Consider the following 23,737-nt stretch of genomic DNA (forward strand, 5'->3'; position numbering starts at 1 on the left):
GTAGCAGGTCAACCGGTCTGATCGATGTAGCGCCCCAGCATATCCCTGCTGGCCTGAAGGCGGTCGATCTGTGCGTCCATCTTCCGTCGTTCACGTTGCAGAATGGCGCGCAGGTTATCACAGGGCTGGAAGCTTGGATCATCGGTCAGGATACAGGGCAGTAACTCCCGGATCGCGTCCAGTTTCAGGCCCGCTTCGGTGAGCATCTGGATGCGCCGGACTACGATCTCATCGCTTTCCGAATAGTCCCGATAGCCGGATTCCTGTCGACCGGGCGCGAGCAGGTCTTCCTGCTCGTAATAGCGCAGCATGCGGATACTCACACCCGTGCGACGGGCCAGCTCGCCGATCTTCATCATTTTCTCCTTGACCCTGACAGCGCTGTCAGACCTTAGCGTGCCTGTCGCGTCACCGCACGGAGAATATGCACATGCGACTTTACCGACTGAAACATACCGAAAATGGCGTCCGTCCCGTTCTGGATGAAGCGCCGGATCCTTCGCCTGTTCCGGGCGAGGTTCTGGTGAAAATACAGGCTGCCAGTCTGAATTATCGGGATCTGCTTCTTCTGGGGGATCCGGCCATGACGGCAGGCGCTGGCCGCGTGCCACTTTCTGATGCTGCAGGTCTTGTTGCAGCAGTAGGGAAGGGCGTAGCCGACTGGAAGGAAGGCGATCCTGTATGCATTCCGTTCTTTCGGGACTGGATCGGCGGTATCTTTCGAAATGACTACATGCGTTCGGCCTTTGGTGGTCCCAACACGGAAGGAGTTTTGCAGGACTATGTCAGCGTCCCGGCCGGGTCGCTCATCGCAAAGCCTGTGCATCTCTCGTTTGAGGAGGCCGCGACTCTACCGTGTGCTGCAGTGACGGCATGGCAGGCGCTCATGGTCAGGGGACATCTGCGCAAAGGCGATACCGTTCTTGTTCAGGGAACGGGTGGCGTGGCGCTGTTTGCGCTTCAGTTTGCCGTAGCCAGGGAAGCGCAGGTCATCATCATCTCGTCTTCCGACGAAAAGCTTTCACGTGCCCGGAAACTGGGTGCATCCGAGCTGATCAATTATGTCAGGACGCCGCACTGGGATGAAGCTGTCAACACGCTTACCCATGGAGATGGTGTCAGCCATGTCCTGGAACTGGGCGGACCGGAGACCTACCCCCGATCCATCAACTCGATCGGGGCTGGTGGCCACATTGCCCAGATCGGCGTGCTGACCGGCTTCGGGCCGCGCCCGGATATTGATCGCATCCGTAGCACCAATGCCAGTATTGATGGAATTACTGTTGGCTCTGGTGATCATTTTCGGGAAATGAATGCATTTCTGACACAGCAGGAGATCCATCCTGTCATCGACAGGGTCTTTCCTTTCGAACAGGCATATGAGGCCTATGACTATCTTCAGAGCGCGAAGCACTTTGGAAAGATCGTGGTCAACGTCTCTTCATAAAATGCCTTTCTCGGTTACTCTATTCGGAAGTTCAGGGCGTGCCCGTGAGTGATCCAGTCACGAACGCAAGGGCCACGGCATTGGTCAGGGCCTGGGCATGACTCTGCGCATAGGCTGCCTGAGCCTGTCGTAGCGCGCTGGCCGTACTCGATGCATCGGTCAGGGTACCAACGCCATGGGCATAAGCCTGTGCTGCAGCCCGAAAAGCGCGGTCAGCGGCCGCCCGCAGGGCCATGGCAGCGCTCACCTGTGACAGGCTTGTCTGAAGCGCGTCTTCCGTCGTGGCAACTTCGCGCGTCGCAGTATCAGTCTGTTGCTCCAGAGTATCTTTCGCCTGTGCCGCCCGGGATTCGGAAAGGCGGATTTCATTTGTACGTTGGCCGCCCATGAAAATCGGCCAGTCGAACTGCATGAAAGCTCCGCCTTCCGGTTGCACGATTCCCGCGTTGGGAGAAGGCGTCGGTGTACCGAGGAGATCGGTCCCACGCGTCCGCATCTGCCCGATATAGCCTTCGACATTCGCGCCTATGGAGATCCTGGGCATCAGCGAGGCGTGGGCCACGTCCACGGCGGCGTTTGCGGCGCGCAGGCGGGCAAGACCAGCCTGAATATCCGGACGCTGCCTCAGCGCCTCCTCCATGAGCTGGTGGATATGACCAGGTATGGCCTGTGGAAGTGTCTTTTCGGCACTGCCACTGACTGTAAGCGCCGTGGTCGCCGGCAGTCCCATCGCGTCGAGCAGCTCATAATGCGCCGAATGTTCCATGGCGACGGCCTGCTGCAGCTGGTAATCGGCCTGTGCTGCATTGCGGCGGGCGACTTCCAGATCGACAATAGTGCTTTCCCCGTTATTCCGTCGGGCCTGCGCGGCCCTCAGCAGCAGGTTCGCATTGTCCAGGGCCTGGCGGGCGGAAGCGAGATTGGCCGTCGCGGCGTCAAGTGCATAATAGGCGCGCGCGACACCGAGCAGAAGGCGCTGATGGGCGGCATTGAACATGACGTTGCTGGCATAGGATTCATTGCGGGCTTCGCGCACGCCGGCGTCGCGCGCTCCGAAATCGAACAGGAGGTAGCTCAACGTCAGCTTGGGATAGATCGCTTCGGAATCAGACGTCATGTATCCGCGTTGCGACAGATATGACGGCAACGGAAGCGCAAGGCGGTTGTAACCACCCAGGATGCTGGCCGAGATCTGTGGCAGGTAGGACGCCTGCGAAAGTCCGACGCCGATTGCGGCCTGCCGGGCCTGCTCCCAGGCGATACGGGTCTGCTTGTTGTTACGTTCCGCCAGATCGATCAACTCGGGCAGTGAATAAGGGTGGCCTTTGTCAGGCAGGATATCAGTCTGCCGGACAGGCAGGTCAGGATCGGCTGGCAGCGAATAATCGTGATCTGCTACATCCTTTGGTATGACGAGACCATGATGGCCGGATGCCTGTTGCGTGCTGACATCCGGATGCCAGGCGTGATCGGGCGCATCCGGCGCCAGATCCAGCGTATCGTTGCAGCCGGTCAGAATAGGCGCGGTCGCCATGATGCCGAGAAGGCACAGGAACGGCTGAAGCCTGTTACGCATGGGCGTGGCTTTCTTCGGGATAGGGAGGAACAGCATCTTCCGGCGCCAGGGGAAGCACAGAGCGCAGCAGATCCCTTGCCTCCCTGCTGAAGACACGCGACCAGACGGCCAGGCTGGTGCACAGGTGCTTATCTTCAGAAGACATGCCATCCGTCATCACAGATGGGATCATGGGGAGGGTTGCCCATAAGCCGAGCCTGTCCTCTCCGGTTGCGATCCAGTGGCCGAACTGTCTGAGCCAGTTGGCGACGTCTGTCTGATAATGATGGAAAACCGTCCGTACCCTGTCGTCCGTGCGGGTGCCGAATGGAAGGGACGCGGTCATCAGGATGGGGACAGAGAGGAACTGCAACCGGGTGACGAGATCGCTGTCGAGTGGCTGTCCGGCATGATGCTGTGCCTTGCCCGGTTCAAGAATATCATTGACCAGCGCGCCACGGGCCGCTCCGGAGGCTGCTGAAAATGCGCCCAGCAGGCGTTCACGGGTGTGGTCGACGAGAGAACCTGCGGGGCTTTCATGAACGGCGAGGTCAGCCAGGCGGTCAGCCGCAACTGTCATCTGGCGCCGCGCGATGCTGCCGACACTGCGGGGCCAGATCAGGGCGTTGCACATGAACAGGACGACGTTGGCCAGCAGCATGCCGACGACGCGGTTCCGTCCCGCCTCCATGTTCAGGGTCGGGCCGTAGTTTTGCAGAACGCACATGAAGAACGCGAGAACGAGCTGTGTTCCGGCATAGGAGATGCGCAGGCTGCCCGACTTGATCCATGCCCCCAGCGTCACGACGGGCAGCAGGAGAAGAAGCAGGTCACCAATATCGGTCAGATAAGGCATGAGCAGCAGGATCGACCCGATCCCTGCGGCAGCGCCGAGCAGGCATCCGCATATCCGCAGCACCATCTTGTGCAGCGTGTCGCCCAGGGTCTCCAGCGACACGACAAAGCAGGTGAGGATGGCGGTATGGATGCCTTCCCAGTCAGTCAGGCGTTCCACCGCGTAGCAGATGCAGACGGCCAGAGTCAGGCGGAGCGCGTACCGGACATAGGCGGGATTGGTAAAGGCATCCGCCTTGAACAGGCTGCGGGGCCTGCTGATGATTTCGGGAAGAATGGCTGGATCTGGCTGGTCAGGGCGCGCCAGAACCACCGCAATCAATGTCAGGACGCGGTGTAGCTCACGGGTTAGCGGTTCGACACCGGGAGCGTCAGGCTGAGCGTCTGGCATGGTATCTGTCAGACCGTTTACCGGCCGATTTTCACGGATCGCCGCCGCAGCGGCCTCGCAGAACGCGGCCATTCTGGCGAGGTATGGTTCGGTTTCGGGCGTCCGGGGCATGATGCGGCGCCAAGCCAGCAGGAGCAGGCCCAACTGGCTGACATCGCGGATCAGGGCGCGTCCTGCGGCATGATAGGGTGCTGCACCGTGAACCTTCACGGACAGGGCATGCAGCCGGGCCAGACCGCCAGTCCCTGCCTGCGCCTGCATGAAGAGTGCCCGATAGGCATCGGGCTTGCCAGCGCAGAAGGCTGAACAGGCGAGCAGACGTGACGAAAGACCCTCCCTGACGGCCTGCGCCGGATCTCGTCCCATAAGGCGGTCCCCCAGAACCAGGATCGTGACCGCGATGACGAAGAGCAGACCGACCCAGAGCGTGATCCGCACCAGGGCCTCTTCCGGTGGCATGAGCAGCAGATCAGGAACCAGGGAATCGGTCGTGTCACCGATGAAAACGGGCGTTGTGAGCGCCAGCCCGACAGCCGAATCCCCGAGTGTCACATTGAAAAAGACCCAGAAGCACAGGATGTTCAGGAAGGGACCCAAGGTAGTGGCCTGTCCCAGGAAGCCCGCGGCGAATGCCATGAGCACCATCAGGGGCAATCGGACGGCTGGCTGGGACAGGCTCACCATGAAGATCAGGATGGTAACGCCAATACCGATGACCAGCATGACGGTGCCCATGGGCGCTACGGCCAGCGTTGTTCCCTGATCGTTGCCTGCCAGAAGGAAGGCGATCCACGGAAAGACCGCGATGAACGGGACACGAAAAACTTCCCCGATAACGGTGCAGAGCAGGGTAATGAACACAAGTCGGGCCGTGTTTTTTCCGCGTCCGGGCACGGATTTCATTTCATGCCAGAGCGCGCGGAGTCCTGATGGAGGATCACCCTGATCAAATGCTGGTGGCACTAAGTGCCGCCGGATGTCGGCTGTACTCATGGTGTCTATCGGTCGATGACAACGCTGACGGTCTCGCCGATACGGACAAGATCAGGCGGTGGGTCGATCAGTTTGACACGCACCGGGAAACGCTGGGCAATCCGGACCCAGTTCAGGCTTCGCGGAACGCGAGGCAGGCCGTCGGCGGTTGTGCCTTCATCGGGCAGAACGCCAGCGTTGAGGCTGTCAACGATCCCGTGGACATGGCGGCCGGTCATGCCGACCAGATAGACCTCGGCATTCTGTCCCGTCTGCGTTCCGGCGAGCTGGGTTTCACGGAAATTCCCGACAGCCCACCATTCTTCCGTATTGACGATGGTGAAAAGGGGATGGCCTGCGACGGCATATTCGCCGGCCGAGACATCGAGCGCCGTCACGATCCCGTCGCAGGGCGCCCGTACTACCGTGACCCGGAGATTGCGCTCGGCCAGGGACAGGGCCGATCGCGCACCGGCCACAGCCGCTTCAAGAGGCGCGATGCTGCGCACGGCCTGCCGCGCGCCCATTGCGGCCTGCTGTGCTTCGTCAAGGGCGGCCTTTGCGGTCGCGACCTCGGTACGCGCCTGATCGAGTTGCTCGACCGTCACGAAGCCGTTGCGTTCCAGTGGCGCCAGACGCGCCAGCGTGCGTTGCGCGAGATCCAGACGCGCCTGCGCGCCCGGAACACCGCTCCGGCTTGCATCGGCATGTGAAACCTGGGATTCCACCTGTGTAGTCTCGATCGCAAGCTGGGCCTGAAGGTTATGCAACTGTGCGAGCGCCTGGTCACGGGCGTACTGATATGGCTCCTGATCAATGACGTAGAGCACCTCGTCGCGATGGACGCGCTGGTTATCGCGTACCGCCAGTTTCGTAACCCGACCGCTGACGTCTGGCGCCATGTGTATGACATCGGCCCACAGGTAAGCATCATCGGTACGGGGCCGGTGGTGCAGGCGTTCTGCCGCCAGCAGGGACAGGCCGCCCAATGACAGGAATGCGGCTACGCTGACCGCAATACCAGCGGTTTTCCGTCCGTTCATCATCAGTGACCGAAGAGCACGAGCCAGAGCGCCAAGGTGATACTGCCCGCTATGGCAGGATAGGTAAGCAACGGGAAAGGCACGCCTGTCCCAATCCCTGTCGCGCCGAGGGCCGCGCGCGTGGCGACGGCTCCGAGTGCGCCACCAGCAGCGCAAAGCAGCCATGACGGGAAGAATGAGCCGGCGATGTTCTGAGCGGGGGCGGCTGTACAAGCCGTCAGAAAGGGAATGACGCACAGGCCCGCGCCACCAATCACCCGACCGAGCCGAAACAGGGATGGCGCGCTCATGCGAGGCGTTCCTGCGCTGCCGTCACCGCGCGCTGCAGGGCGGACACGATCTTCTCGTGCATCGCCTCAGTATAACGCGCACTGAGCAGACCCACGCTCAATGCGCCGAGCAGGCGTCCATCGGAAGTGAAAAGCGGCGTGGAAACGCTGGTCACGCCCACCGCCAGCTTGTCACGCATAATGGCGACGCCGCGTTGCGCCACGTCCTTCATGTCGCGGTCGAAGGCCGCACGGCTGGGACTGTTTTCTTCATCAGCTTCGATCGCCTGGAACAGTGCGACCCGGACCGTACGCGTCTCATGTGCCCAGATTGTCTTGCCGGCGGAACTGGCCTTCAGGGGAAGGTGCTCTCCCTCATGGATCTGATAGGGCGTACGCGTGTTGCCCTGAGCCATGTTGATGACGCGGACCTCAAGGCCCTGCCGGATACCGAACAGCGCTGTCTCGTCCGTATCTTCCGCCAACTGGATGACAACAGGGGCCAGACGCTCGCGCAGGAAAGTCAGGTGTCGGGCGGGGGTCATGAGATGGTCGATCGCCTCTCCCAGACTATAGGTATGTGTGATCCCGTCCCGAGAGACGTATCCCTGGTCGACAAGGGTCTGGAGCAACGGCGTCAGGCTGCTTTTCGGAACATCGAGACACTCCACGATCTGCGTGTGTGTCAGTTCCGCTCCAGGCCTGGACAGGAGTTCTAGCAGGCTGATGGCCCTGAGCGCCGATTTGACGTCTGTTCGCACTGATAAATATCCCGGTGTCTCCGCGTCCCGACTTGGGGTGCGTTCTTGTCGCAGGTGAAGGGCAACCATTGGCGACGATCAATGTTAGTTCTCATATGAGAACATAAATTATATTATCCATACTATTATTGGTTATATACTCGGTCAATATTTACCTTGTTCTCATATGAGAACCGAAAATAATTCGGGTTTACGAAGGTCGTGATAAGCATCGGATTCCTTGAGGGCCTGTGCGGCCCGTCTCCGGGTAACACGGACCGCTCACAGGAATGTGCGTGCATGATCTAACTATTTATCCTCGTGCAGATTGGATGCGGAAACCGATCATCCCGACGGCGGGTTACGATAGCCGTGCGGGCTTTGCCGTGCAGGCCATGACACCCCGTCGATTGCACATGGAATTTTCCGCCTGGGTCGAGCGGACGCGGATGCCTCCCGAACGCATCCAGGCGATCCGTTCTGTACAACAGGAGGCACCTAACGAGGTGCGCACCTGTTTGGAGATTGAAGCAGATGGCAGCTTTACGCTCGATACCATCAGTTTCGTCGTGTCCTGATCCGGCCGATGTCAAGCAGGATAGACAAAAGCTGGGTTATTCTCTTCAGAATCGAGAATGACATGACCGTGCCTGCGACGATTACGTCTTCGCTCCGGCGTTCGAAACGACTGACATGATTCAGCTAGCAGGCAGTCCGGTAGGCACCCCAAAAAGCAGGCTACGAGAACTGCGGGTGATAGCGATCTGGAAGTCATCAGCCGCTATTTTGTTCGCGCAAGAACACAATATCTAGTGTCACCATATCTCTCCCGAGCGCAGCGAAGCAGTCTGGTTAGATGCTTGTCCGTCAGGAGATCGGTCTCATTTATGGCGGCGGCCACGTCGGTCTAATGCCAGCTATTAATTATAAACGGGAGGAGGCATCTGTCCAGATAATGTTGGTTGTGCTAAAATAATCCGCTAAAAAACAGGATTTGGGTAACGTCCTAGAGTCAAATATCGATGATATCTAAATGAACATATGACGACAATCGATAACACATGGATAACGTAAAAAAATGAATTTAGCATTCCTAATGATAATGATGATACGGAAACAGTCATGAGCCAATGGAAGCGTATTGTTTTTGTGTTGTCGATTGCCGGTCTCGTCTTGCTGACTGATCAGATTACAAAAGCCGTCGTAATAGGATCATCGATCGTGCAGGATCGAGGTACGGTCACATTGATTCCTTTCTTGCTGAATGCAGTCTTTACGTGGAATCCCGGTGTCACTTTCGGACTCCTTCACAATGCCTGGTCTTGGATAGTGATACTGCCCGTAACAATTGGGATATGTGCTATTCTAATGTGCTGGTTGTTACGTGTCAGCGCGACTTGCCCTACTATCGCAGGTGCTGCAATTCTTGGTGGTGCATTGGGAAATATCATTGATCGACTACGCTACGGGAAAGTGGTCGACTTTCTTCATCTACATTTGGGTCAAATAGATCTGTTTCCTTATATTTTTAATATAGGAGACACTGCGATTGTAATAGGTACTGCAACTCTTTTGATATTCACAGTATGTCAGCAGGAACCAGAGAAGCTTGTATCCAGTAAAAATAGTAACAAGGTATGATGGTACGATCAATTTTTATACTCAGGACTCGTTGAGTCAACGGCATAAATCTGCTTCAGGCTTCATGATGAGACCTAAAGTGAGCAATCTGTAATGGCCGAAGACAATCAAATAGTGCGTATATGGCCCTGTTTCGGAAGATACATGAGAAGCCCCGAGTGGATGATAGTCATGTGTCAGGCAAGATTATCTTTCTCAATTGGAACAGCCTGCGCGTCATGGGTACATGACCCGAAGCAGACACTCTACAATCGCTAAGCTTGGAGAGAGCGATAGGAGACTATTGACGTAAACATAGTTTTTGCTCCGTTCCAGAAGGAGACCCGGTTCAACAGAAGAGTAAGGTGACGTAGCTACGTCCGGTTTCAAGAAGGCGCGAGGTCCATTCTAATGACTGACATGAGGCGCACGCGGACTCAGCTTCGAATAAATAAATCCTCAATTTTACGAGGGGAGGGGCTCATTGATTTCAGTAAGGGCTCAGGCACAGGCAGAAAAAAGAGCATCGAAACAGGATATTAAGCCCGCTTTGCTCTCAGCTTGCGATTGCAGCAATTTGAGAGCCAATCCTGCCCCCGCAACCAGATATCTCCGTCTGATAAGACAAACAAAAAGCCACCCCAAAAGGGTGGCTTTTTGCGTTCCAGAACACACCGCAGCATGCATAGGAAATGCAAGCAGGACGGTAAGTCCGGGAGATCATCGCGTGCGCATGTTTTATACTTGGAAATGCCGCTATACGCGCTCAAGGTGCATAAAACACCCTTTAAGGCCATCCAGATCATGGCTGAGGCGAAGTGAACAAAGCCACGGAAATGGATGGTACGTCCGGTCACATCGAGTAGCGTAGTATCCTCAGTGCATGAGGCAGTTGAAGCAGCGCTCGATGCGATTGCACGCCTGTAAGCCTTGGTATCGTACGGGATGATAATCTTGCGGGTGCAATTGCAAGGTATGACAGCTTCTGCGCCCATCTGCTGAAGCGACAATGCGCCGTCTTCCATTTGCCATACCGCTCTCAGGCAGGTCCTGCCAATGCGCGCCAGAGCGTAGAATCCAGAGGCAGCCGTTCACGAACAGGCGGTTATCCGTCCCACTGCGGCCTGCATTCCCAACTTTGCCAAAAAGCAGAGGCGCAATCCGTTGCTATTGTGCTTCACTCAACTCGTACCGCCTGATTCCTATCCCACACTCTGTGCTCTGACACGGTGCTCAGTAAAACATCCGTTTCACAAAAAAATCCTGAATGTCGATCAGCCCCTAGGACAGTACGATCATGGATTGTGAAAATGCGGCAAAGCGGTGATGCAGGACCCTATGAGTATAATCCTGCAAGGATACACGCAGCATCTGGGCAAAATCGAGGGGCAGGCGACCAAATTCCCGCCGGCGCGCCACCAGTGTCAGGCGTCGCTTGATTCCCCCCGCGGGCAGGGGATGCACACATAGGCCCTGCCCCGGCACGTAACCCGCTTCCTGCATGCAGAGCGGTGTGGAAATGGCAATGCCGCCGTTCTGGCATCCGGCAAGCAGGCCGATGGGAAGGTCGTATTCCTGCCCCAGCGGCGCATCAATCTGCAGGCGGCGCAGGTAACGCTCGACCTCCGTGCCCGAGCGTGAACGTAACGTAAAGCGGATAAATGGATACTGTGAACACATGGCTTTCAATTCCTCCCGCGTTGAAGGAGGGGGAATATCCTCACCACACACAAGGAGGTAGGGCTCCTCGAAAAGGGGCCATCGTTCCAGACCGGCCACGTCTTCAAGATCATCGACGCCGACAATGAAATCAATCTGTCGCGTCAGCAACGCCTCGGCATGGGATTCGGTCAGGCCAGCAAAGACAGCCAGGTGTTCCGTCCGTGTCTGCATGAAATGCGATGTGTTTACCAGCACCGCACGCGACAGGGAATCAACCACGCCAATCCTGAGTTGCGAGACGCGCCCGGTCTGCATCTCGCGCAGGCGCATTGCGATATGGTGCATGTCCGAAACGAGGTTTGACGCATATTGACGCAACACGGTGCCGGTGGCGGTCAGTGCCAGCGGACGGACGCGCCGGTCAAACAGCATGGTGGCCGTTCTGGCCTCAAGGTCGGCAATCGTTTGCGACACGGCGGGCTGGGTTATGCCAAGGCTTCGTGCGGCAGAAGCCATGCTGCCATTTTCACACACCGCCAGGAATACGTTGAGCGCGGACATGTCAAATGGAAAGCTGGAAGGAGCCATGAGCACACCATAAGGAAAAATTATAATACCGCGTCGTAACGACAGCGCTACGTTGCTTCCATTAACGAGAAACGGAGACCGTATGTCCAGCGATCGTTATTCTTTTTTATCTGTCTTGCGCGAAGCGTTGCGTGGCCAGACTGGATGGAAACCCGCATGGCGTAAGGCCACCCCGCAGGACAGTTACGATGTCGTTATCGTAGGTGGCGGCGGCCATGGGCTTGCAACGGCGTATTATCTGGCGAGGCGCTACGGGATCAGGCGGGTTGCCGTAGTAGAAAAGTCATGGCTGGGTAATGGCAATATCGGGCGTAATACAACCATAGTACGGTCCAATTATCTGCTCGCCGGCAACGTGCCTTTCTATGAATGCTCCATGAAACTATGGGAGGGGCTGGAGCAGGATATCAACTACAACGCCATGGTGAGCCAGCGTGGCGTGCTGAACCTGTTCCATAATGACGGGCAGCGCAATGCCTATACACGGCGTGGAAACGCCATGCGCCTGCACGGCGTGGATGCACAATTGCTGGATGCATCAGCCGTGCGCAGAAAGCTGCCATTCCTCGATTTTGATAACGCGCGCTTCCCCATTCAGGGCGGATTGCTGCAACAGCGTGGCGGCACCGTACGCCATGACGCCGTGGCGTGGGGTTACGCACGCGCAGCAGACAGGCTGGGCGTGGATATTATTGAAAACTGCGAAGTAACCGGCATGCGTATCACGGACGGCAGGGTGGAGGGTGTCGAGACAACACGTGGCTTTATCGGTGCAAAAAAGGTGGGGCTTGCCTGTGCGGGCAATTCATCGCGCGTTGCGGCGCTGGCCGGATTGCGCCTGCCTATCGAGAGCCATGTATTGCAAGCTTTTGTTACCGAGGGACTGAAGCCCTTTATTGACTGCGTTGTCACCTTCGGGGCCGGGCATTTCTATATTAGCCAGTCCGACAAGGGTGGGCTGGTCTTTGGTGGAGATATAGACGGCTACAACTCGTACGCACAGCGCGGCAACATGCCCGTGGTCGAGGATGTATGCGAGGGCGGGATGGCGCTTATGCCGCGCATCGGCCGTATCCGCCTGCTGCGGCAGTGGGGCGGGCTTATGGACATGTCCATGGATGGCAGCCCGATCATTGATCGCACCCCGGTTGACCAACTCTATCTGAACGCCGGCTGGTGTTACGGGGGCTTCAAGGCAACGCCAGCCTCGGGGCTGTGTTTTGCGCATCTTCTTGCACGCGACGAACCCCATCCGGTTGCCACTGCGTACCGTCTCGACCGCTTTGCGCGGGGCGCCGTGATTGATGAAAAAGGCATGGGCGCACAACCCAATCTGCATTGAGGTACTCATGCGTATTCACTGTCCTTACTGCTGCACACGCGGCGTGGAAGAATTTACCTATCGTGGGGATGCGACCGTGCGCCGACCGGATTTGGATGCACCCGAGGCTGCATGGGTGGATTACGTGTACCTGCGTGACAACCCCGCCGGACCACACGCGGAATATTGGTATCATGCCGCAGGCTGCCACAGTTGGCTGGTTGTCAGGCGCGATACGCGTACCCACGAAATCTTCAGCGTCCAGACAGCTTCCGAGGTCTCAGAGGCATGAATGATCTTTCCGCATCGCTGCCGCCCGAAACCGGGCGCAGGGGAAAAACTCAACCCATGCGCTGGGCGCGGGGAAATGGCATCCGTGGCGACAAAACCATCCGCTTCACATTTGATGGCCGCGTGTTGGAAGCGCATCCGGGCGATACACTGGCATCCGCGCTGCTGGCCAACGGGGTGCGTCTGGTCGGGCGTTCTTTCAAGTACCACCGGCCACGCGGCATCCTGTCCGCCGGGCCGGAAGAACCCAACGCCCTGGTGGAGCTGCGCGAGGGCGCACAGCGGGAACCCAATTCACGCGCTACGGTTACGGAAGTCTTTGATGGGCTGGCTGCCACAAGCCAGAATCGCTGGCCTACCCTGAAACACGATATGCTTGGCGCCAACAGCCTGCTGGCGCCGGTATTCAGCGCGGGGTTCTATTACAAGACATTCATGTGGCCTGCCTCCTTTTGGGAGAAAGTATACGAGCCCATCATCCGGCGGGCCGCCGGGCTGGGACGTGCGGCGGATGAGGCCGATCCGGACCATTATGAAAAAGCCACCGCATTCTGCGATGTCCTTGTCGTGGGGAGTGGCCCTGCCGGGCTGGCCGCAGCCCGCGCGGCGGCCGGGGCAGGCGCGCGGGTGATCCTGTGCGAACAGGACAGCCTGACCGGTGGCAGGCTGCGTGCCGAGCGGGTGATGCTCGATGACCGGCCCGGCTGGGCATGGGCGCAGGATACTGAAAAATACCTTCGCGCGCTGCCTGAAGTCCGGATCATGACCCGCACATGTGTTTTCGGGCGCTATGACGGCGGATGCTTTGGTGCGCTTGAGCGCGTGGCCGACCATGTGGCGGTGCCGCAGGCCGGCCAGCCTCGCCAGCGGCTGTGGCGCATTGTGGCCGGGCAATGCATCCTTGCCACAGGCGGCATCGAACGGCCTATCGTCTTTCCCGACAACGACCGGCCAGGCATCATGCTGGCAGGGGCCGTACGCAGCTATGTCAATCGCTTCGGGGTCGTGCCGGGGCGCCAGGCCGTCATCTATACCAATAATGATGATGGCCTGCGGGCGGCTGCGGACCTGCATGACGCGGGTGTGCGTGTTGCCGCAATCGTTGATTCCCGACAGCCGTCATCCACTGCGGCGCAGGCAATGGCCAGGCAGGTCGGGGCGGCGCTGTTTGCAGGCGGGGCCATTGCAGGCACGACCGGGCATACCGGGCTGAAGGCCGTGCAGGTGCGCGACAGCGCAGGGAAGACCCGCCGCCTTGCCTGCGACCTGCTGGCGGTATCAGGGGGGTGGAACCCCGATATTGCCCTTGCCACCCACCACCGCACGCATCCGGTGTATGATGACGCGCTTAATGCCTTTGTCGTCTCCAGCCCGGCGCCGGGGCTGCATCTGGCCGGTTTCGCGGCGGGCGCCCTGACCACGGATGCCGCACTGGCGCAGGGTGATGCGCTTGGGCGCGCAGCGGCGCAGGGCGCGGGCTCTGACCCGGCCACTGGTTGCGCCATGGTGCTGCCCCGTGCAGCAGAAAAGGAAGGCTATGCCATCGCGCCATTGTGGCATGCGCTGGGCAGGGCAGGGCAGGCTGGCAAGGCGTTCATTGATTTCCAGAATGATGTAACGGCCAAGGATGTCAGCCTTGCGGCGCGTGAAGGGTTCTGGGCGGTCGAGCACCTCAAGCGCTACACGACGCTGGGCATGGCAACCGACCAGGGCAAGACGGCCAATGTGAATGCCCTGGCCATGATGGCGTGGGAGCGGGGGCGGAGTATTGCGCAGACCGGCACGACCATCGTGCGCCCGCCCGTGCAGCCATGCGCGATCGGCGCCCTGGCGGGCACGCATCGTGGGCGTCATTTCAAGCCACACCGCCTGCCGCCCACGCATGACTGGGCGGTGGAGGCAGGCTGTGTCCTGACATCCAACGGAATATGGCAGCGCGCGCAGTGGTACCCCCGGCCGGATGAAACATCGTGGCAGGAGACCGTCAACCGTGAGGTCCGGTCTGTACGCTCGAGCGTAGGGTTCTGTGATGTTACGACCCTGGGCAAGATTGATATCCAGGGCGCTGATGCGGCAACGCTGCTTGAGCGTGTTTATGTCAATGCATGGCGTAAGCTGCCGGTGGGGCGGGCGCGATACGGCCTCATGCTCCGTGAGGACGGCTTTGCCTTTGATGATGGCACCACCGCACGTCTGGCCGAGAACCATTATGTCATGACCACGACCACGGCGAATGCGGGCGCGGTCATGCGGCATCTGGAATTCTGCCACCAGTGCCTGTGGCCCGGGCTTGATGTCCGGTTCATCTCCGTAACCGATGCCTGGGCCCAGATTGCCGTGGCCGGGCCACGCTCGCGTGATGTGCTGCGTGAAATCATTGATGAATCCTTTGACCTGTCCAACGAAGCCTTTGGTTACATGGGGGCCGCAAACGTCCGGTTGCGCGATGGTGTGGGGGGGCGGCTGTTCCGTCTCTCCTTCTCGGGGGAGCTGGCGTATGAAATTGCGGTGCCTGCACGCTATGGCGACGCGCTGGCGCGCCTGCTCATGCGGGTGGGGGCACCTTACGGCATAACCCCTTATGGCACGGAGGCCCTGGGTGTGATGCGCATCGAGAAAGGGCATCCGGCAGGCCCGGAACTGAATGGCCAGACCACCGCGCATGACCTGGGAATGGGGCGGATGCTGTCGCGCAAGAAGGACTTCATCGGGCGGGCCATGGCGCAGCGTACCGCGTTGTGCGATGCCGCCCGCCCCACGCTGATAGGGCTGAAGCCGCTCCATGCCAGCGATGCCCTTGTGGCCGGTGCCCACCTGCTGCCACGTGGCGCACCGGCAGATGCCGCATCCGATCAGGGGTGGATTTCCTCATCCGCATGGTCGCCTACGGTTGAATCCTGGATCGCGCTTGGTTTCCTGTCGCATGGCCCGCAACGGCATGGGGAGGTCATAGCCGTTCACAACCCGCTGGCGGGCACCGTGATCGAGGCGCAGGTGGTGCCGCCCGTCTTTGTTGACCCCGAAGGGAGCCGCCTGCATGCCTGATATCCTTTCGCCCTGCGCCCCCATCGCGGCCGAACCCTGTCGGGTCGGGGCCCTGTCACTGGCCCCCGCACCGTTGGAGGAAATGGTCAGCATCAGCAGCTTCAGCAATTCCCTGCCAGCCCTGCGCGAAGCGGTCCTGCACGCCCTGGGCGCCAGCCTGCCGCCAGCCCCTGGCACGGCCACCCGGCAGCAAGGACTGTCCATTTTATGGATCGGCCCGAACCAGTGGCTGGCCTGTGCCCCCCAAGGCTCAGGGCTGATGGAAAAACTGCAGGTGGCCTGCGGGGCGCACGCCGCCCTGACCGACCAGACCGACGGGCGCGTAACGCTCACGCTTTGCGGCCCGTATGCGCACGCCATCGCGGCCAAACTGGTCCCGATAGACCTGCATCCGCGCTGTTTCGGGCTTTCCAGCGTCGCACTGACACAGGCGGGTCATATCCCGGTCATTCTCATGCAGCGTGACCGGCAACCCGCCTATGACTTCATCGTCTTTCGCAGTCTGGCCCGCAGCCTGCATCATGACATTCTTGCCGCCATGCGGGGCGGTATTCCGGAATCGGAACAAAACTGACATGATTTTTCCTTCTGCAACACACGCCCTTTTTGCCGTAACCTTCAGTTGCCATAACCGCCCGGGCATCGTCGCCGCAGTCAGCACCCGCCTGTTTGAACTGGGCGCCAATATTACCGAGGCACAGCAGTTTGACGAAGCCACGAGTACGCAGTTCTTCATGCGTATCGTATTCGACATTGCCGATGACCCGACTATACGGAACCGGATCAGGGCCACACTGGAGGCGCTGACCGAAACATTCGGCTTGCACTGGTCACTCGTGGATCTGCGCAGGCGGCAGAAGGTCCTGTTCCTGGTATCGCGTTTTGACCACTGCCTGGTTGATCTTCTTTATCGCTGGCGTATCGGGGAACTGCCGATCGAGCCGGTCGGCATCATTTCCAACCATCCGGCGGAAACCTATGAAAATATAGATTTCCATGGAATTCCGTTTCACTATCTGCCTGTAACCAAAAAGACAAAGGCCGAGCAGGAACAGCAGATCCGTGACATCATCGTTGCAACCGGCACGCAGCTTGTGGTGCTCGCGCGTTACATGCAGATCCTGTCGAACGAGATGGCAGCCTATCTTTCAGGTAACTGCATCAATATCCATCATTCCTTCCTGCCAGGTTTTAAGGGCGCGCGTCCGTACCACCAGGCTTTTGACCGTGGTGTTAAGCTGATCGGAGCCACGGCCCATTATGTAACCAGCGACCTTGATGAAGGGCCGATCATTGAGCAGGATGTCGAGCGGATTTCACATAGCGACACCCCCGATGACCTGATCCGCAAGGGGCGGGACATTGAGCGCCGTGTCCTGGCCCGGGCGGTGCGGTATCATATCGAGCACCGCACCGTAATGAATGGCAATAAAACAATTGTATTCGTATCCTGATGCACAATAATTCCAGTGTTGGCCACGCGACTGTAATTGATGGCAGGGCAGAGGCCGCCTTGCTGAAAGGCCATGTAGCGCATGAGGTCTCGCGCCTGTGCGCGCAGGGCATTACGCCATCCCTTGCCGTGGTACTGGTGGGGGAAGACCCTGCCAGCCATATTTATGTGCGCAACAAGATCCGGGCCGTCAAGGCGGTGGGCATGCACTCCATTTCCTACCGGATGCCGGCTCATGCGACACAGGCTGAACTGCTCGCCCTGATTTCATCGCTTAATACGGATGCTTCCGTGCATGGAATTCTTGTGCAGTTGCCTTTGCCTGCGCATATGAACCGCGATGTGGTGACTGACGCCATTGCACCGGCAAAGGATGTCGATGGTTTCCATATTGTAAACGCCGGCAAACTCGCGGTCGGGCGGGAAGATGGCATGATCCCGTGCACTGCGGTGGGCTGTCGTTTGCTGTTAAGGCGCGTCATCCCCGATATGGCAGGCCTGCATGCGGTTATTATAGGGTGTTCGAATATTGTTGGCCGCCCCACCGCCCGCCTGTTGCTGAACGAAGGGTGCACTGTTGTGATGACGCACCTGCAATCACGCGATGTAGCGGCCGAGGCACGGCGGGCGGACATACTGATTGTTGCGGCAGGACATGCAGGGCTGGTACGGGGCGAATGGATCAAGCCGGGCGCCATTGTGATTGATGTGGGCATCAATCGCGTGGAAAAACAGGGTCATGCCAGTATTGTGGGAGACGTGGCCTTTGATGAAGCAGCCCGGAAGGCAGCCGCTATTACACCTGTGCCCGGTGGCGTCGGACCCATGACAATCGCCTGCCTGTTGTGGAATACCCTGTGTGCTGCGCAGGGCCGGGGAACAGGCATCTTGCCCCGGATATGAAAGCAATGTTGTGAACGCCAACAGGCCGGGGCGTTGTGGCGACGTATGCGACCATACCGAACCTGCCTGACGCGGTCATGCCGGTTACGGGCATTGCTTTCATTACAACATCATTTCATTAAGCAGTTCGGCAGGCCCGAGTAACTGGTCGCTCAGCCATGACCGGAACAGGCTGATATGGGCGGTTGCCAGAACATCCGTGCGGTCTGCATCTCCATCTTCAATCGCTTGTGCTATGGCTCTGTGCTCGGCCATGATCGTTTCAAGATGCTCCCTGTGCTTGTATTCTGATTTGATCCCGGCAACAAAACAGTGCCGTGACAGGCGCAGTGACTGGAGCAGGATGGACTCATACGCTTCCTGAAAGAAAATGTTGTCGCATGCGGCAGCAATCGTGCGATGGAACCGATGGTTGGCATCCGTCATTTCGAACTCGATGCCGTTACGGGCCTCCTTCTCAAATGCCTTTACGGCATTCCATATGTCGGCCAGTTGTTTGACGCTGTGCCGTTCCGCCGCCAGTCGGTGTGTAACGCGTGTATAGAGAAGCAATGTTTCAAAAAACGCCCGCAACTGCGCAACCTGGAATGTCGGGACGATAACCTGCCGCCCGTCGCGTTTGAGAAGGCCGTCAGATACAAGGCGGATGACCGCTTCACGCACGGGGGTGCGCGATGTGCCCATGTCCTGCACGATACGGGCCTCGTCAAGCACAGATCCCGGTTCCAGATCTACTGCAAGTATGCGTTTTCGTAACATTGAATAAACACGGTCTCCCTCCCGGGATCCTGAATCACCTGCCATATATCTGCTGCCTATATCGTTCTGTCCATAATTATGCCGATCCTAATTGCTTTGGGCCAGCACTCAACAATTCAATCACGAAAAAAGGATAATGAATATGAGGGCTGCTTAAATAAAGGAAAAACACCACCGGAATCCGATCGAAATTCCTTGACAGGCGATAGTCCGGTATCCAAATTGTATCCATATCGAAATTGAAACATAATCGGCTCGAAAGTATTCGCATGCCACTCTCAATTGTCAGCATATCCGGTATCGTGACAGCAACACCGACCCCCCTGGATTCGCATGGACAGATAGATCAGGGTGCGGTTGCATCCCTGGTGCGCCATGTGATCGACCAGGGAGCCAGCGCCATCGCGCCCAATGGCGGCACGGGTGAATATACGGCCTTGACCGACCGCCAGCGTAGCCAGATGGTGGAGTATTCGGTTGCGGCGGCAGATGGGGATGTTCCCGTCATCTGCGGCATTCTTTCACCAGGATTGAATGATACGATCAGTGCCGGACGGAACGCCCGTGCCCTTGGCGCCGACGCGCTGATGGTGGTGACGCCTTATTATTCCCGTCCAACGCAGGCCGGCATTGTTGATTACTACAAAGCCATTTCCGATGCGGTCGATGCGGAAATCATGCTGTATGAAATACCGTATCGTACCGGCATCTCGCTCACACCAGAAACCGTGGCAACGCTTGCGGAGCAGACGCGCGTGGTTGCAATGAAGGCCTGCAACAATGACCTGTCACAGCAGTTGAAGGTTCTTGAAGCGGCGGGAGACAAGATCTCCATCCTGTCGGGTGAGGAGAACGTATTCCCGGTGCATGTGGCGATGGGGGCAAAGGGTGGCCTTCTGGCCACATCATGTATTTTCCAGTCAGCCTGGAACCGTATTTACGAGGCGGCAAGCCAGAACCGTCTTGCTGATGCCCTGGCCCTGCATGCACGCCTGATGCCGGTGGTCGAGGCCCTGTTTTCCGAACATAATCCGGCACCGTTGAAAGCGGCCCTGTCGCTGGTGGGCCGTCCCTATGGTGAGGTCCTGCCGCCACTACAGCCGGCAAGCGCCATGCTGAAGGAAAAACTGGCACAGCTTGTTCCGGCATTTCTTGCCGGGGAGAACTGACCACAGGGGCTTTTACCAGACCGGTCATGGACTAATTCCTTACCTGTGCAAGGACGGACAGATGTCACACTCCAGGGCAGTATCGCATAAGGTCAGACGGCGGAATTTTTGCCTTGGGGGTGCGTCCGCGCTTGCAGCCCCGTTCATTTCACGCCGCTCCCTTGCACGCTCCGGCGGGGAACTGGTTTTTGTGAGCTGGGGGGGAAGCTACCATAATGCCGTACGCAAGGGATTGGTTGAACCGTTCATGGCGGAGACGGGCATCCATGTCACGATGGTGGATACACCAGACCTGGCCAAGGTGAAGGCCCAGATCCTGTCGGGCAACGTGGAATGGGACATCTTTGATTCACCCGGCCCCCTCGCGGCAACGGGATCGCGTGAAGGGTACTGGGAGGCGTTGGATACAACACACTTTCCGTTATCCGAACTTTCCGTGCAGCCCACACATGACCTGGCACCGTTTTGCCTGACCGCAGGTGGCATCGCCTATGACCCCAGGGAGTTCCCTGATGGGCGGCACCCGCGCACCTTTGCGGAATATTTCGATACCAAGCGTTTCCCTGGACTGCGGACTCTGCGCAACCGGGTTAGCGAAACGCTTGAAGTCGCCCTTCTGGCAGATGGGGTGGCCCCGGATCAGCTCTATCCGCTGGATGTCGAACGCGGTTTCCGGATGCTCGACACGATTAAACCCTCGATCATAAAATGGGTTGAGGCCACGACCCAGACCATTACCATGCTGGAGGCAGGGGAGGCCGATTTCAGTTACAGCTATGCCTCCCGTGTTCAGGCCGCGCAGGCGAGCGGCGGCGTTTCAATCGATTTTTCATTCGCCCAGACGCTGAATTTCCTGGAATATCTGTCCATTTTGAAAGGCGCGCCGCACAGGGATGAGGCCATGCAGTTCGTCGCCTTTGCCCTGCGTGCCGACCGTCAGGCTGCAACGATGGATATGCTTGTCAATCGTCCGGTCAATGAAAAGGCGATGGGCATGCTGTCAGAAAGGGTACAGCGCTGGATGCCTGACATCAACCCTGGCCGGAATGCACTCGTCAATGATGCATGGTGGGCGCAGAACTACAGCGGGCTTGAGCGGCGGTTCAAGGAATGGACCCTGTCATGACCACACCTGCCATGACCAGGGACAGAACTGGTGCTCTGTGCACGATCGGGCCTGCGGCTGTATTTATGGTGGGCATTGTTGGCATTCCGTTGCTTTACATTTTTTATGTCAGTTTCAACGGTCTGCATTTCAGCTTTTATGCCTATGTCACGTTATTGTCCAGCAGGCTGTTCTTCCAGTCGTTATGGTCCACGTTTGAAACCAGTATCCTGGCAACGGTGCTGAGTGTCCTGCTGGGTTACCCGGTGGCAATTCATCTGGCGCGCCAGAGCCCGCGCCGACGCGCACTTATGATGATTCTGGTCCTGATGCCGTTCTGGACCAGTATTCTGGTAAAAAGCTATGCATTTACCATCATACTGGGGCGGCGGGGTCTGATCAATTCGGCCCTGAGTTACCTGGTCGGCCACAAGGTGGCGCTCCCATTACTGTTCAACAAGTTTGCCGTTGTAATAGGCATGGCCAATTACCTTGTCCCTTTTGTTATTTTTCCGGTTCTGGCTAGCCTTCTGGCGATTGACCCGGCACTCGGGCGGGCCGCAACCCTTATGGGCGCGCACCCGCTACGCGTATTCAGGCAGATTACCCTTCCCCTGAGCCTGCCTGGCGTGATTGCGGGGGCCTCGTCCACATTCATCATTTCGCTGGGCTTTTTTGTCGTTCCCGCGCTGCTGGGCGGGCGGCATGACGTCATGTTGGCAAACCTTGTTGATTTCTATACCCGTGAAACCCTGGACTGGTCCGCCGCTGCGGCCATTGGCATGTGCCTGCTGGCCATTATCGGGCTATGCGGCGTCATGGCCGCCACTTTGCGAAAGGTGCGCCGGGCATGAACTTGGATTCAATGGATAGGCCAGCCCGCCGTACCCGGTATTTTACCACGGGGCTGGCTTGTGTGGTCTATGGCTTCCTGCTGGTGCCAAGCATTATTGTCATGCTGATTTCGTTCGGCCTGATCGCCGGGCCAGGCCAGGGCGGCGGCACGAACCCGACATTGCGGCTGTATGCTGAATTCCTGTCTTCCCCGGCATGGATGCAATCGGTCTGGCACAGTGTCTTTATTGCCTTTTCCGCCACGATACTTTCGCTCGGCATTGGCATACCGGCAACGTATGGCCTCGAGCGGTTTGCATTTCCGGGCAAGAATTTGATCCGTGGCATGCTCATGACGCCACTGGCCGTACCGACCATCATCATATCGCTTGGCATATACTTCTATTTTTCCACGCTGGGGCTGATCAACTCCTTCGCGGGCCTTGTCCTGGCGCATACGGTCTATGTCACGCCCTACGTCATCATGACCCTTACGGCTGGCATCCGGAAGATCGACCCCCGGCTGGAATTCGCGGCACAGCTTATGGGGGCCGGGCGCCAGAGGGTGTTCTGGTGCGTCATGCTGCCGCAGATCAGGCCGTCCATTATTGCAAGCGGGCTGTTTGCGCTGCTCATGTCGTTTGATGAGGTCGTCATCGCCTGGTTTATTTCAGGCGTGCAGACCGAAACACTGCCCGTACGCATGTATAGCAGTATCCAATGGGAGATTTCTCCCCTGATCGCTGTTGCATCGACATTATTGTCTGCTGTGTCGTTTCTTGCATGTCTTGTGGCATCGCGGGTGCGGCCAGTTGAGGGCGGGGATAGCTTCTAGGAGGTTTTCCCGCCTGTCTCATGCCCGGCATGCGATCTGGCTGATGGCCACATGCAATCCGTGCCGAATATTCAAACCTGTCTCGTGAAAGAAAATACCATGGATCTGGCAAACAAGATTGCAATTATCTCCGGGGCCTCGCAAGGGATTGGCGCAGCCATCGCCAAGCGCTACGTGGCCTATGGGGCGAAGGTCGTCATTATTGATATCAATGCTGAAAAGGGCGAGGAACTGGCCGCCGAACTTTCGGGCCAGGGGACATGCCTGTTCATGGCCTGCGATGTTTCCAATGCGCAGGACGTCAATAACGCGGTAGAAAAAACGGTCGCAACATTCGGACAGCTTGATATCGCCGTTTGTAATGCCGGAATCAATCACAGCGCGGCTTTCCTTGATCTTGAGGAAAAAGACTTTGACCGCGTGCTGCGCGTCAACCTCAAGGGGCCTTTCCTGCTTGGGCAGGCGGCGGCCAGGGTCATGGCCAAGCAGGGTGGTGGCTCGATCATCAACATGAGTTCCATCAACGCTATTGTATGCAGCCCGGGTATCGTGCCCTACGCGGTTTCAAAAGGCGGGATGAACCAGCTGACGCGTGTCATGGCATTGGGGCTTGCGCCTTCCAACATCCGTGTCAATGCGATCGGGCCAGGCAGTATCGAGACGGAACTGCTGCGGGACATCATGCAGGCCAATCCCGACATGCGGCACGGCATGCTTTCGCGCACGCCCATGGGGCGTCTGGGGCAGCCCGAGGAAATTGCCGAGATCGCCGTTTTCCTGGCTTCGCCAATGGCCAGCTATATTACCGGGCAGGTGATCTATGCCGATGGTGGCCGCCTGCCGCTTGCCTATAATGTTCCTGTGGCGTCCTGATGGTTCA

At 58.3% G+C, this 23,737-nt stretch carries 22 protein-coding genes and 1 pseudogene; 14 read left to right on the plus strand and 9 right to left on the minus strand.

The window, feature by feature from the left end; translation table 11 throughout:
* Window positions 1-8: 8 nt before the first annotated feature.
* A complete protein-coding gene (locus DV027_RS06565; protein ID WP_130731083.1) occupies window positions 9-359 on the minus strand; it encodes a MerR family transcriptional regulator in 351 nt (116 codons plus the stop codon).
* A gap of 71 nt (window positions 360-430) precedes the next feature.
* On the opposite strand from DV027_RS06565, the gene DV027_RS06570 reads away from it, so the two are divergent.
* Window positions 431-1,447: a zinc-dependent alcohol dehydrogenase family protein gene (locus DV027_RS06570; RefSeq protein WP_242621762.1), complete on the plus strand. Its 1,017-nt coding sequence runs from the start codon at window positions 431-433 to the stop codon at window positions 1,445-1,447.
* Window positions 1,448-1,478: 31 nt separating this feature from the next.
* Here DV027_RS06570 and DV027_RS06575 read toward each other — a convergent pair whose 3' ends face one another.
* From DV027_RS06575 to DV027_RS06595, 5 genes are read right to left on the minus strand one after another with little or no spacing between them, the layout of a single operon-like run.
* Complete coding sequence (locus tag DV027_RS06575; protein ID WP_165399125.1) at window positions 1,479-3,059, minus strand: TolC family protein; 1,581 nt, start codon at window positions 3,057-3,059, stop codon at window positions 1,479-1,481.
* Entirely contained in the window at window positions 3,016-5,241 is a 2,226-nt protein-coding gene (locus DV027_RS06580) for an FUSC family protein (RefSeq protein ID WP_130731086.1), read from the minus strand. Before DV027_RS06580 ends, DV027_RS06575 begins: the two co-directional genes overlap by 44 nt.
* Window positions 5,242-5,246: 5 nt before the next feature.
* Window positions 5,247-6,266: an efflux RND transporter periplasmic adaptor subunit gene (locus tag DV027_RS06585; RefSeq protein WP_130731087.1), complete on the minus strand. Its 1,020-nt coding sequence runs from the start codon at window positions 6,264-6,266 to the stop codon at window positions 5,247-5,249.
* Window positions 6,266-6,553, minus strand: coding sequence for a YtcA family lipoprotein (locus DV027_RS06590; RefSeq protein WP_051671960.1), 288 nt, complete (start codon window positions 6,551-6,553; stop codon window positions 6,266-6,268). The genes DV027_RS06585 and DV027_RS06590 overlap by 1 nt, the downstream gene beginning before the upstream one ends.
* Window positions 6,550-7,293, minus strand: a complete 744-nt coding sequence (locus DV027_RS06595) for an IclR family transcriptional regulator (protein ID WP_165399126.1) — start codon at window positions 7,291-7,293, stop codon at window positions 6,550-6,552. Before DV027_RS06595 ends, DV027_RS06590 begins: the two co-directional genes overlap by 4 nt.
* 275 nt (window positions 7,294-7,568) lie before the next feature.
* Here DV027_RS06595 and DV027_RS06600 point away from each other — a divergent pair, with 275 nt between their 5' ends.
* A complete protein-coding gene (locus tag DV027_RS06600; RefSeq protein ID WP_130731089.1) occupies window positions 7,569-7,850 on the plus strand; it encodes a hypothetical protein in 282 nt (93 codons plus the stop codon).
* Window positions 7,851-8,394: 544 nt separating this feature from the next.
* Window positions 8,395-8,913, plus strand: coding sequence for a signal peptidase II (gene lspA / locus DV027_RS06605; RefSeq protein ID WP_130731090.1), 519 nt, complete (start codon window positions 8,395-8,397; stop codon window positions 8,911-8,913).
* A 964-nt stretch (window positions 8,914-9,877) separates the two neighbouring features.
* On the opposite strand, the pseudogene DV027_RS17850 reads toward lspA, so the two are convergent.
* Window positions 9,878-10,053: pseudogene (locus DV027_RS17850) on the minus strand (transposase); the annotation flags it as partial.
* Between the two features lie 120 nt (window positions 10,054-10,173).
* Window positions 10,174-11,142 (minus strand): LysR family transcriptional regulator, encoded by a 969-nt coding sequence (locus DV027_RS06620; protein ID WP_130731092.1) that lies wholly within the window; start codon window positions 11,140-11,142, stop codon window positions 10,174-10,176.
* Between the two features lie 82 nt (window positions 11,143-11,224).
* Between DV027_RS06620 and DV027_RS06625 the strand changes: the two genes are divergently transcribed.
* The 6 genes from DV027_RS06625 to DV027_RS06650 are packed head-to-tail and all read left to right on the plus strand — an operon-like array spanning window position 11,225 to window position 18,155.
* Window positions 11,225-12,484 carry a sarcosine oxidase subunit beta family protein gene (locus tag DV027_RS06625; protein ID WP_130731093.1) on the plus strand — a complete coding sequence of 420 codons (1,260 nt, stop codon included), beginning with the start codon at window positions 11,225-11,227 and terminating at the stop codon, window positions 12,482-12,484.
* Between the two features lie 7 nt (window positions 12,485-12,491).
* A complete protein-coding gene (locus DV027_RS06630) occupies window positions 12,492-12,755 on the plus strand; it encodes a sarcosine oxidase subunit delta (protein WP_130731094.1) in 264 nt (87 codons plus the stop codon).
* The gene (locus DV027_RS06635) at window positions 12,752-15,799 is read left to right on the plus strand and encodes a sarcosine oxidase subunit alpha family protein (RefSeq protein WP_242621763.1); all 3,048 of its coding nucleotides are present in this window, start codon (window positions 12,752-12,754) and stop codon (window positions 15,797-15,799) included. Before DV027_RS06630 ends, DV027_RS06635 begins: the two co-directional genes overlap by 4 nt.
* Window positions 15,792-16,373 carry a sarcosine oxidase subunit gamma gene (locus tag DV027_RS06640; protein ID WP_130731095.1) on the plus strand — a complete coding sequence of 194 codons (582 nt, stop codon included), beginning with the start codon at window positions 15,792-15,794 and terminating at the stop codon, window positions 16,371-16,373. Before DV027_RS06635 ends, DV027_RS06640 begins: the two co-directional genes overlap by 8 nt.
* Window position 16,374: 1 nt before the next feature.
* Entirely contained in the window at window positions 16,375-17,253 is an 879-nt protein-coding gene (gene purU, locus DV027_RS06645) for a formyltetrahydrofolate deformylase (RefSeq protein ID WP_130731096.1), read from the plus strand.
* Window positions 17,253-18,155 carry a bifunctional 5,10-methylenetetrahydrofolate dehydrogenase/5,10-methenyltetrahydrofolate cyclohydrolase gene (locus DV027_RS06650; protein WP_130731097.1) on the plus strand — a complete coding sequence of 301 codons (903 nt, stop codon included), beginning with the start codon at window positions 17,253-17,255 and terminating at the stop codon, window positions 18,153-18,155. The genes purU and DV027_RS06650 overlap by 1 nt, the downstream gene beginning before the upstream one ends.
* Before the next feature lie 102 nt (window positions 18,156-18,257).
* Here DV027_RS06650 and DV027_RS06655 read toward each other — a convergent pair whose 3' ends face one another.
* On the minus strand, window positions 18,258-18,959 hold the full coding sequence (locus tag DV027_RS06655) for a GntR family transcriptional regulator (protein WP_130731098.1): 702 nt from the start codon (window positions 18,957-18,959) through the stop codon (window positions 18,258-18,260).
* Window positions 18,960-19,183: 224 nt separating this feature from the next.
* On the opposite strand from DV027_RS06655, the gene dapA reads away from it, so the two are divergent.
* The 5 genes from dapA (at window position 19,184) to DV027_RS06680 (ending at window position 23,730) form a co-directional block, all read left to right on the plus strand.
* Window positions 19,184-20,083 (plus strand): 4-hydroxy-tetrahydrodipicolinate synthase, encoded by a 900-nt coding sequence (dapA, locus tag DV027_RS06660; protein WP_130731099.1) that lies wholly within the window; start codon window positions 19,184-19,186, stop codon window positions 20,081-20,083.
* Window positions 20,052-21,209: an ABC transporter substrate-binding protein gene (locus tag DV027_RS06665; protein WP_165399128.1), complete on the plus strand. Its 1,158-nt coding sequence runs from the start codon at window positions 20,052-20,054 to the stop codon at window positions 21,207-21,209. Before dapA ends, DV027_RS06665 begins: the two co-directional genes overlap by 32 nt.
* Window positions 21,206-22,042 (plus strand): ABC transporter permease, encoded by an 837-nt coding sequence (locus tag DV027_RS06670; protein ID WP_207303431.1) that lies wholly within the window; start codon window positions 21,206-21,208, stop codon window positions 22,040-22,042. The genes DV027_RS06665 and DV027_RS06670 overlap by 4 nt, the downstream gene beginning before the upstream one ends.
* 11 nt (window positions 22,043-22,053) lie before the next feature.
* The gene (locus tag DV027_RS06675) at window positions 22,054-22,857 is read left to right on the plus strand and encodes an ABC transporter permease (protein WP_165399129.1); all 804 of its coding nucleotides are present in this window, start codon (window positions 22,054-22,056) and stop codon (window positions 22,855-22,857) included.
* 99 nt (window positions 22,858-22,956) lie between these two features.
* Window positions 22,957-23,730, plus strand: coding sequence for an SDR family NAD(P)-dependent oxidoreductase (locus tag DV027_RS06680; protein ID WP_130731102.1), 774 nt, complete (start codon window positions 22,957-22,959; stop codon window positions 23,728-23,730).
* Window positions 23,731-23,737 lie beyond the last annotated feature (7 nt).

Source organism: Komagataeibacter xylinus (assembly GCF_004302915.1).
Taxonomy (GTDB): Bacteria; Pseudomonadota; Alphaproteobacteria; order Acetobacterales; family Acetobacteraceae; genus Komagataeibacter; species Komagataeibacter xylinus_C.

Excerpts from the sequence above, each read along its gene's own strand:
- DV027_RS06565 (WP_130731083.1), bottom strand. The coding sequence starts at position 359 with ATGATGAAGATCGGCGAGCTGGCCCGTCGCACGGGTGTGAGTATCCGC.
- DV027_RS06570 (WP_242621762.1), top strand. The coding sequence starts at position 431 with ATGCGACTTTACCGACTGAAACATACCGAAAATGGCGTCCGTCCCGTT.
- DV027_RS06575 (WP_165399125.1), bottom strand. The coding sequence starts at position 3,059 with ATGCTGTTCCTCCCTATCCCGAAGAAAGCCACGCCCATGCGTAACAGG.
- DV027_RS06580 (WP_130731086.1), bottom strand. The coding sequence starts at position 5,241 with ATGAGTACAGCCGACATCCGGCGGCACTTAGTGCCACCAGCATTTGAT.
- DV027_RS06585 (WP_130731087.1), bottom strand. The coding sequence starts at position 6,266 with ATGATGAACGGACGGAAAACCGCTGGTATTGCGGTCAGCGTAGCCGCA.
- DV027_RS06590 (WP_051671960.1), bottom strand. The coding sequence starts at position 6,553 with ATGAGCGCGCCATCCCTGTTTCGGCTCGGTCGGGTGATTGGTGGCGCG.
- lspA (WP_130731090.1), top strand. The coding sequence starts at position 8,395 with ATGAGCCAATGGAAGCGTATTGTTTTTGTGTTGTCGATTGCCGGTCTC.
- DV027_RS06620 (WP_130731092.1), bottom strand. The coding sequence starts at position 11,142 with ATGGCTCCTTCCAGCTTTCCATTTGACATGTCCGCGCTCAACGTATTC.
- DV027_RS06625 (WP_130731093.1), top strand. The coding sequence starts at position 11,225 with ATGTCCAGCGATCGTTATTCTTTTTTATCTGTCTTGCGCGAAGCGTTG.
- DV027_RS06630 (WP_130731094.1), top strand. The coding sequence starts at position 12,492 with ATGCGTATTCACTGTCCTTACTGCTGCACACGCGGCGTGGAAGAATTT.
- DV027_RS06635 (WP_242621763.1), top strand. The coding sequence starts at position 12,752 with ATGAATGATCTTTCCGCATCGCTGCCGCCCGAAACCGGGCGCAGGGGA.
- DV027_RS06640 (WP_130731095.1), top strand. The coding sequence starts at position 15,792 with ATGCCTGATATCCTTTCGCCCTGCGCCCCCATCGCGGCCGAACCCTGT.
- purU (WP_130731096.1), top strand. The coding sequence starts at position 16,375 with ATGATTTTTCCTTCTGCAACACACGCCCTTTTTGCCGTAACCTTCAGT.
- DV027_RS06650 (WP_130731097.1), top strand. The coding sequence starts at position 17,253 with ATGCACAATAATTCCAGTGTTGGCCACGCGACTGTAATTGATGGCAGG.
- DV027_RS06655 (WP_130731098.1), bottom strand. The coding sequence starts at position 18,959 with ATGGCAGGTGATTCAGGATCCCGGGAGGGAGACCGTGTTTATTCAATG.
- dapA (WP_130731099.1), top strand. The coding sequence starts at position 19,184 with ATGCCACTCTCAATTGTCAGCATATCCGGTATCGTGACAGCAACACCG.
- DV027_RS06670 (WP_207303431.1), top strand. The coding sequence starts at position 21,206 with ATGACCACACCTGCCATGACCAGGGACAGAACTGGTGCTCTGTGCACG.
- DV027_RS06675 (WP_165399129.1), top strand. The coding sequence starts at position 22,054 with ATGGATAGGCCAGCCCGCCGTACCCGGTATTTTACCACGGGGCTGGCT.
- DV027_RS06680 (WP_130731102.1), top strand. The coding sequence starts at position 22,957 with ATGGATCTGGCAAACAAGATTGCAATTATCTCCGGGGCCTCGCAAGGG.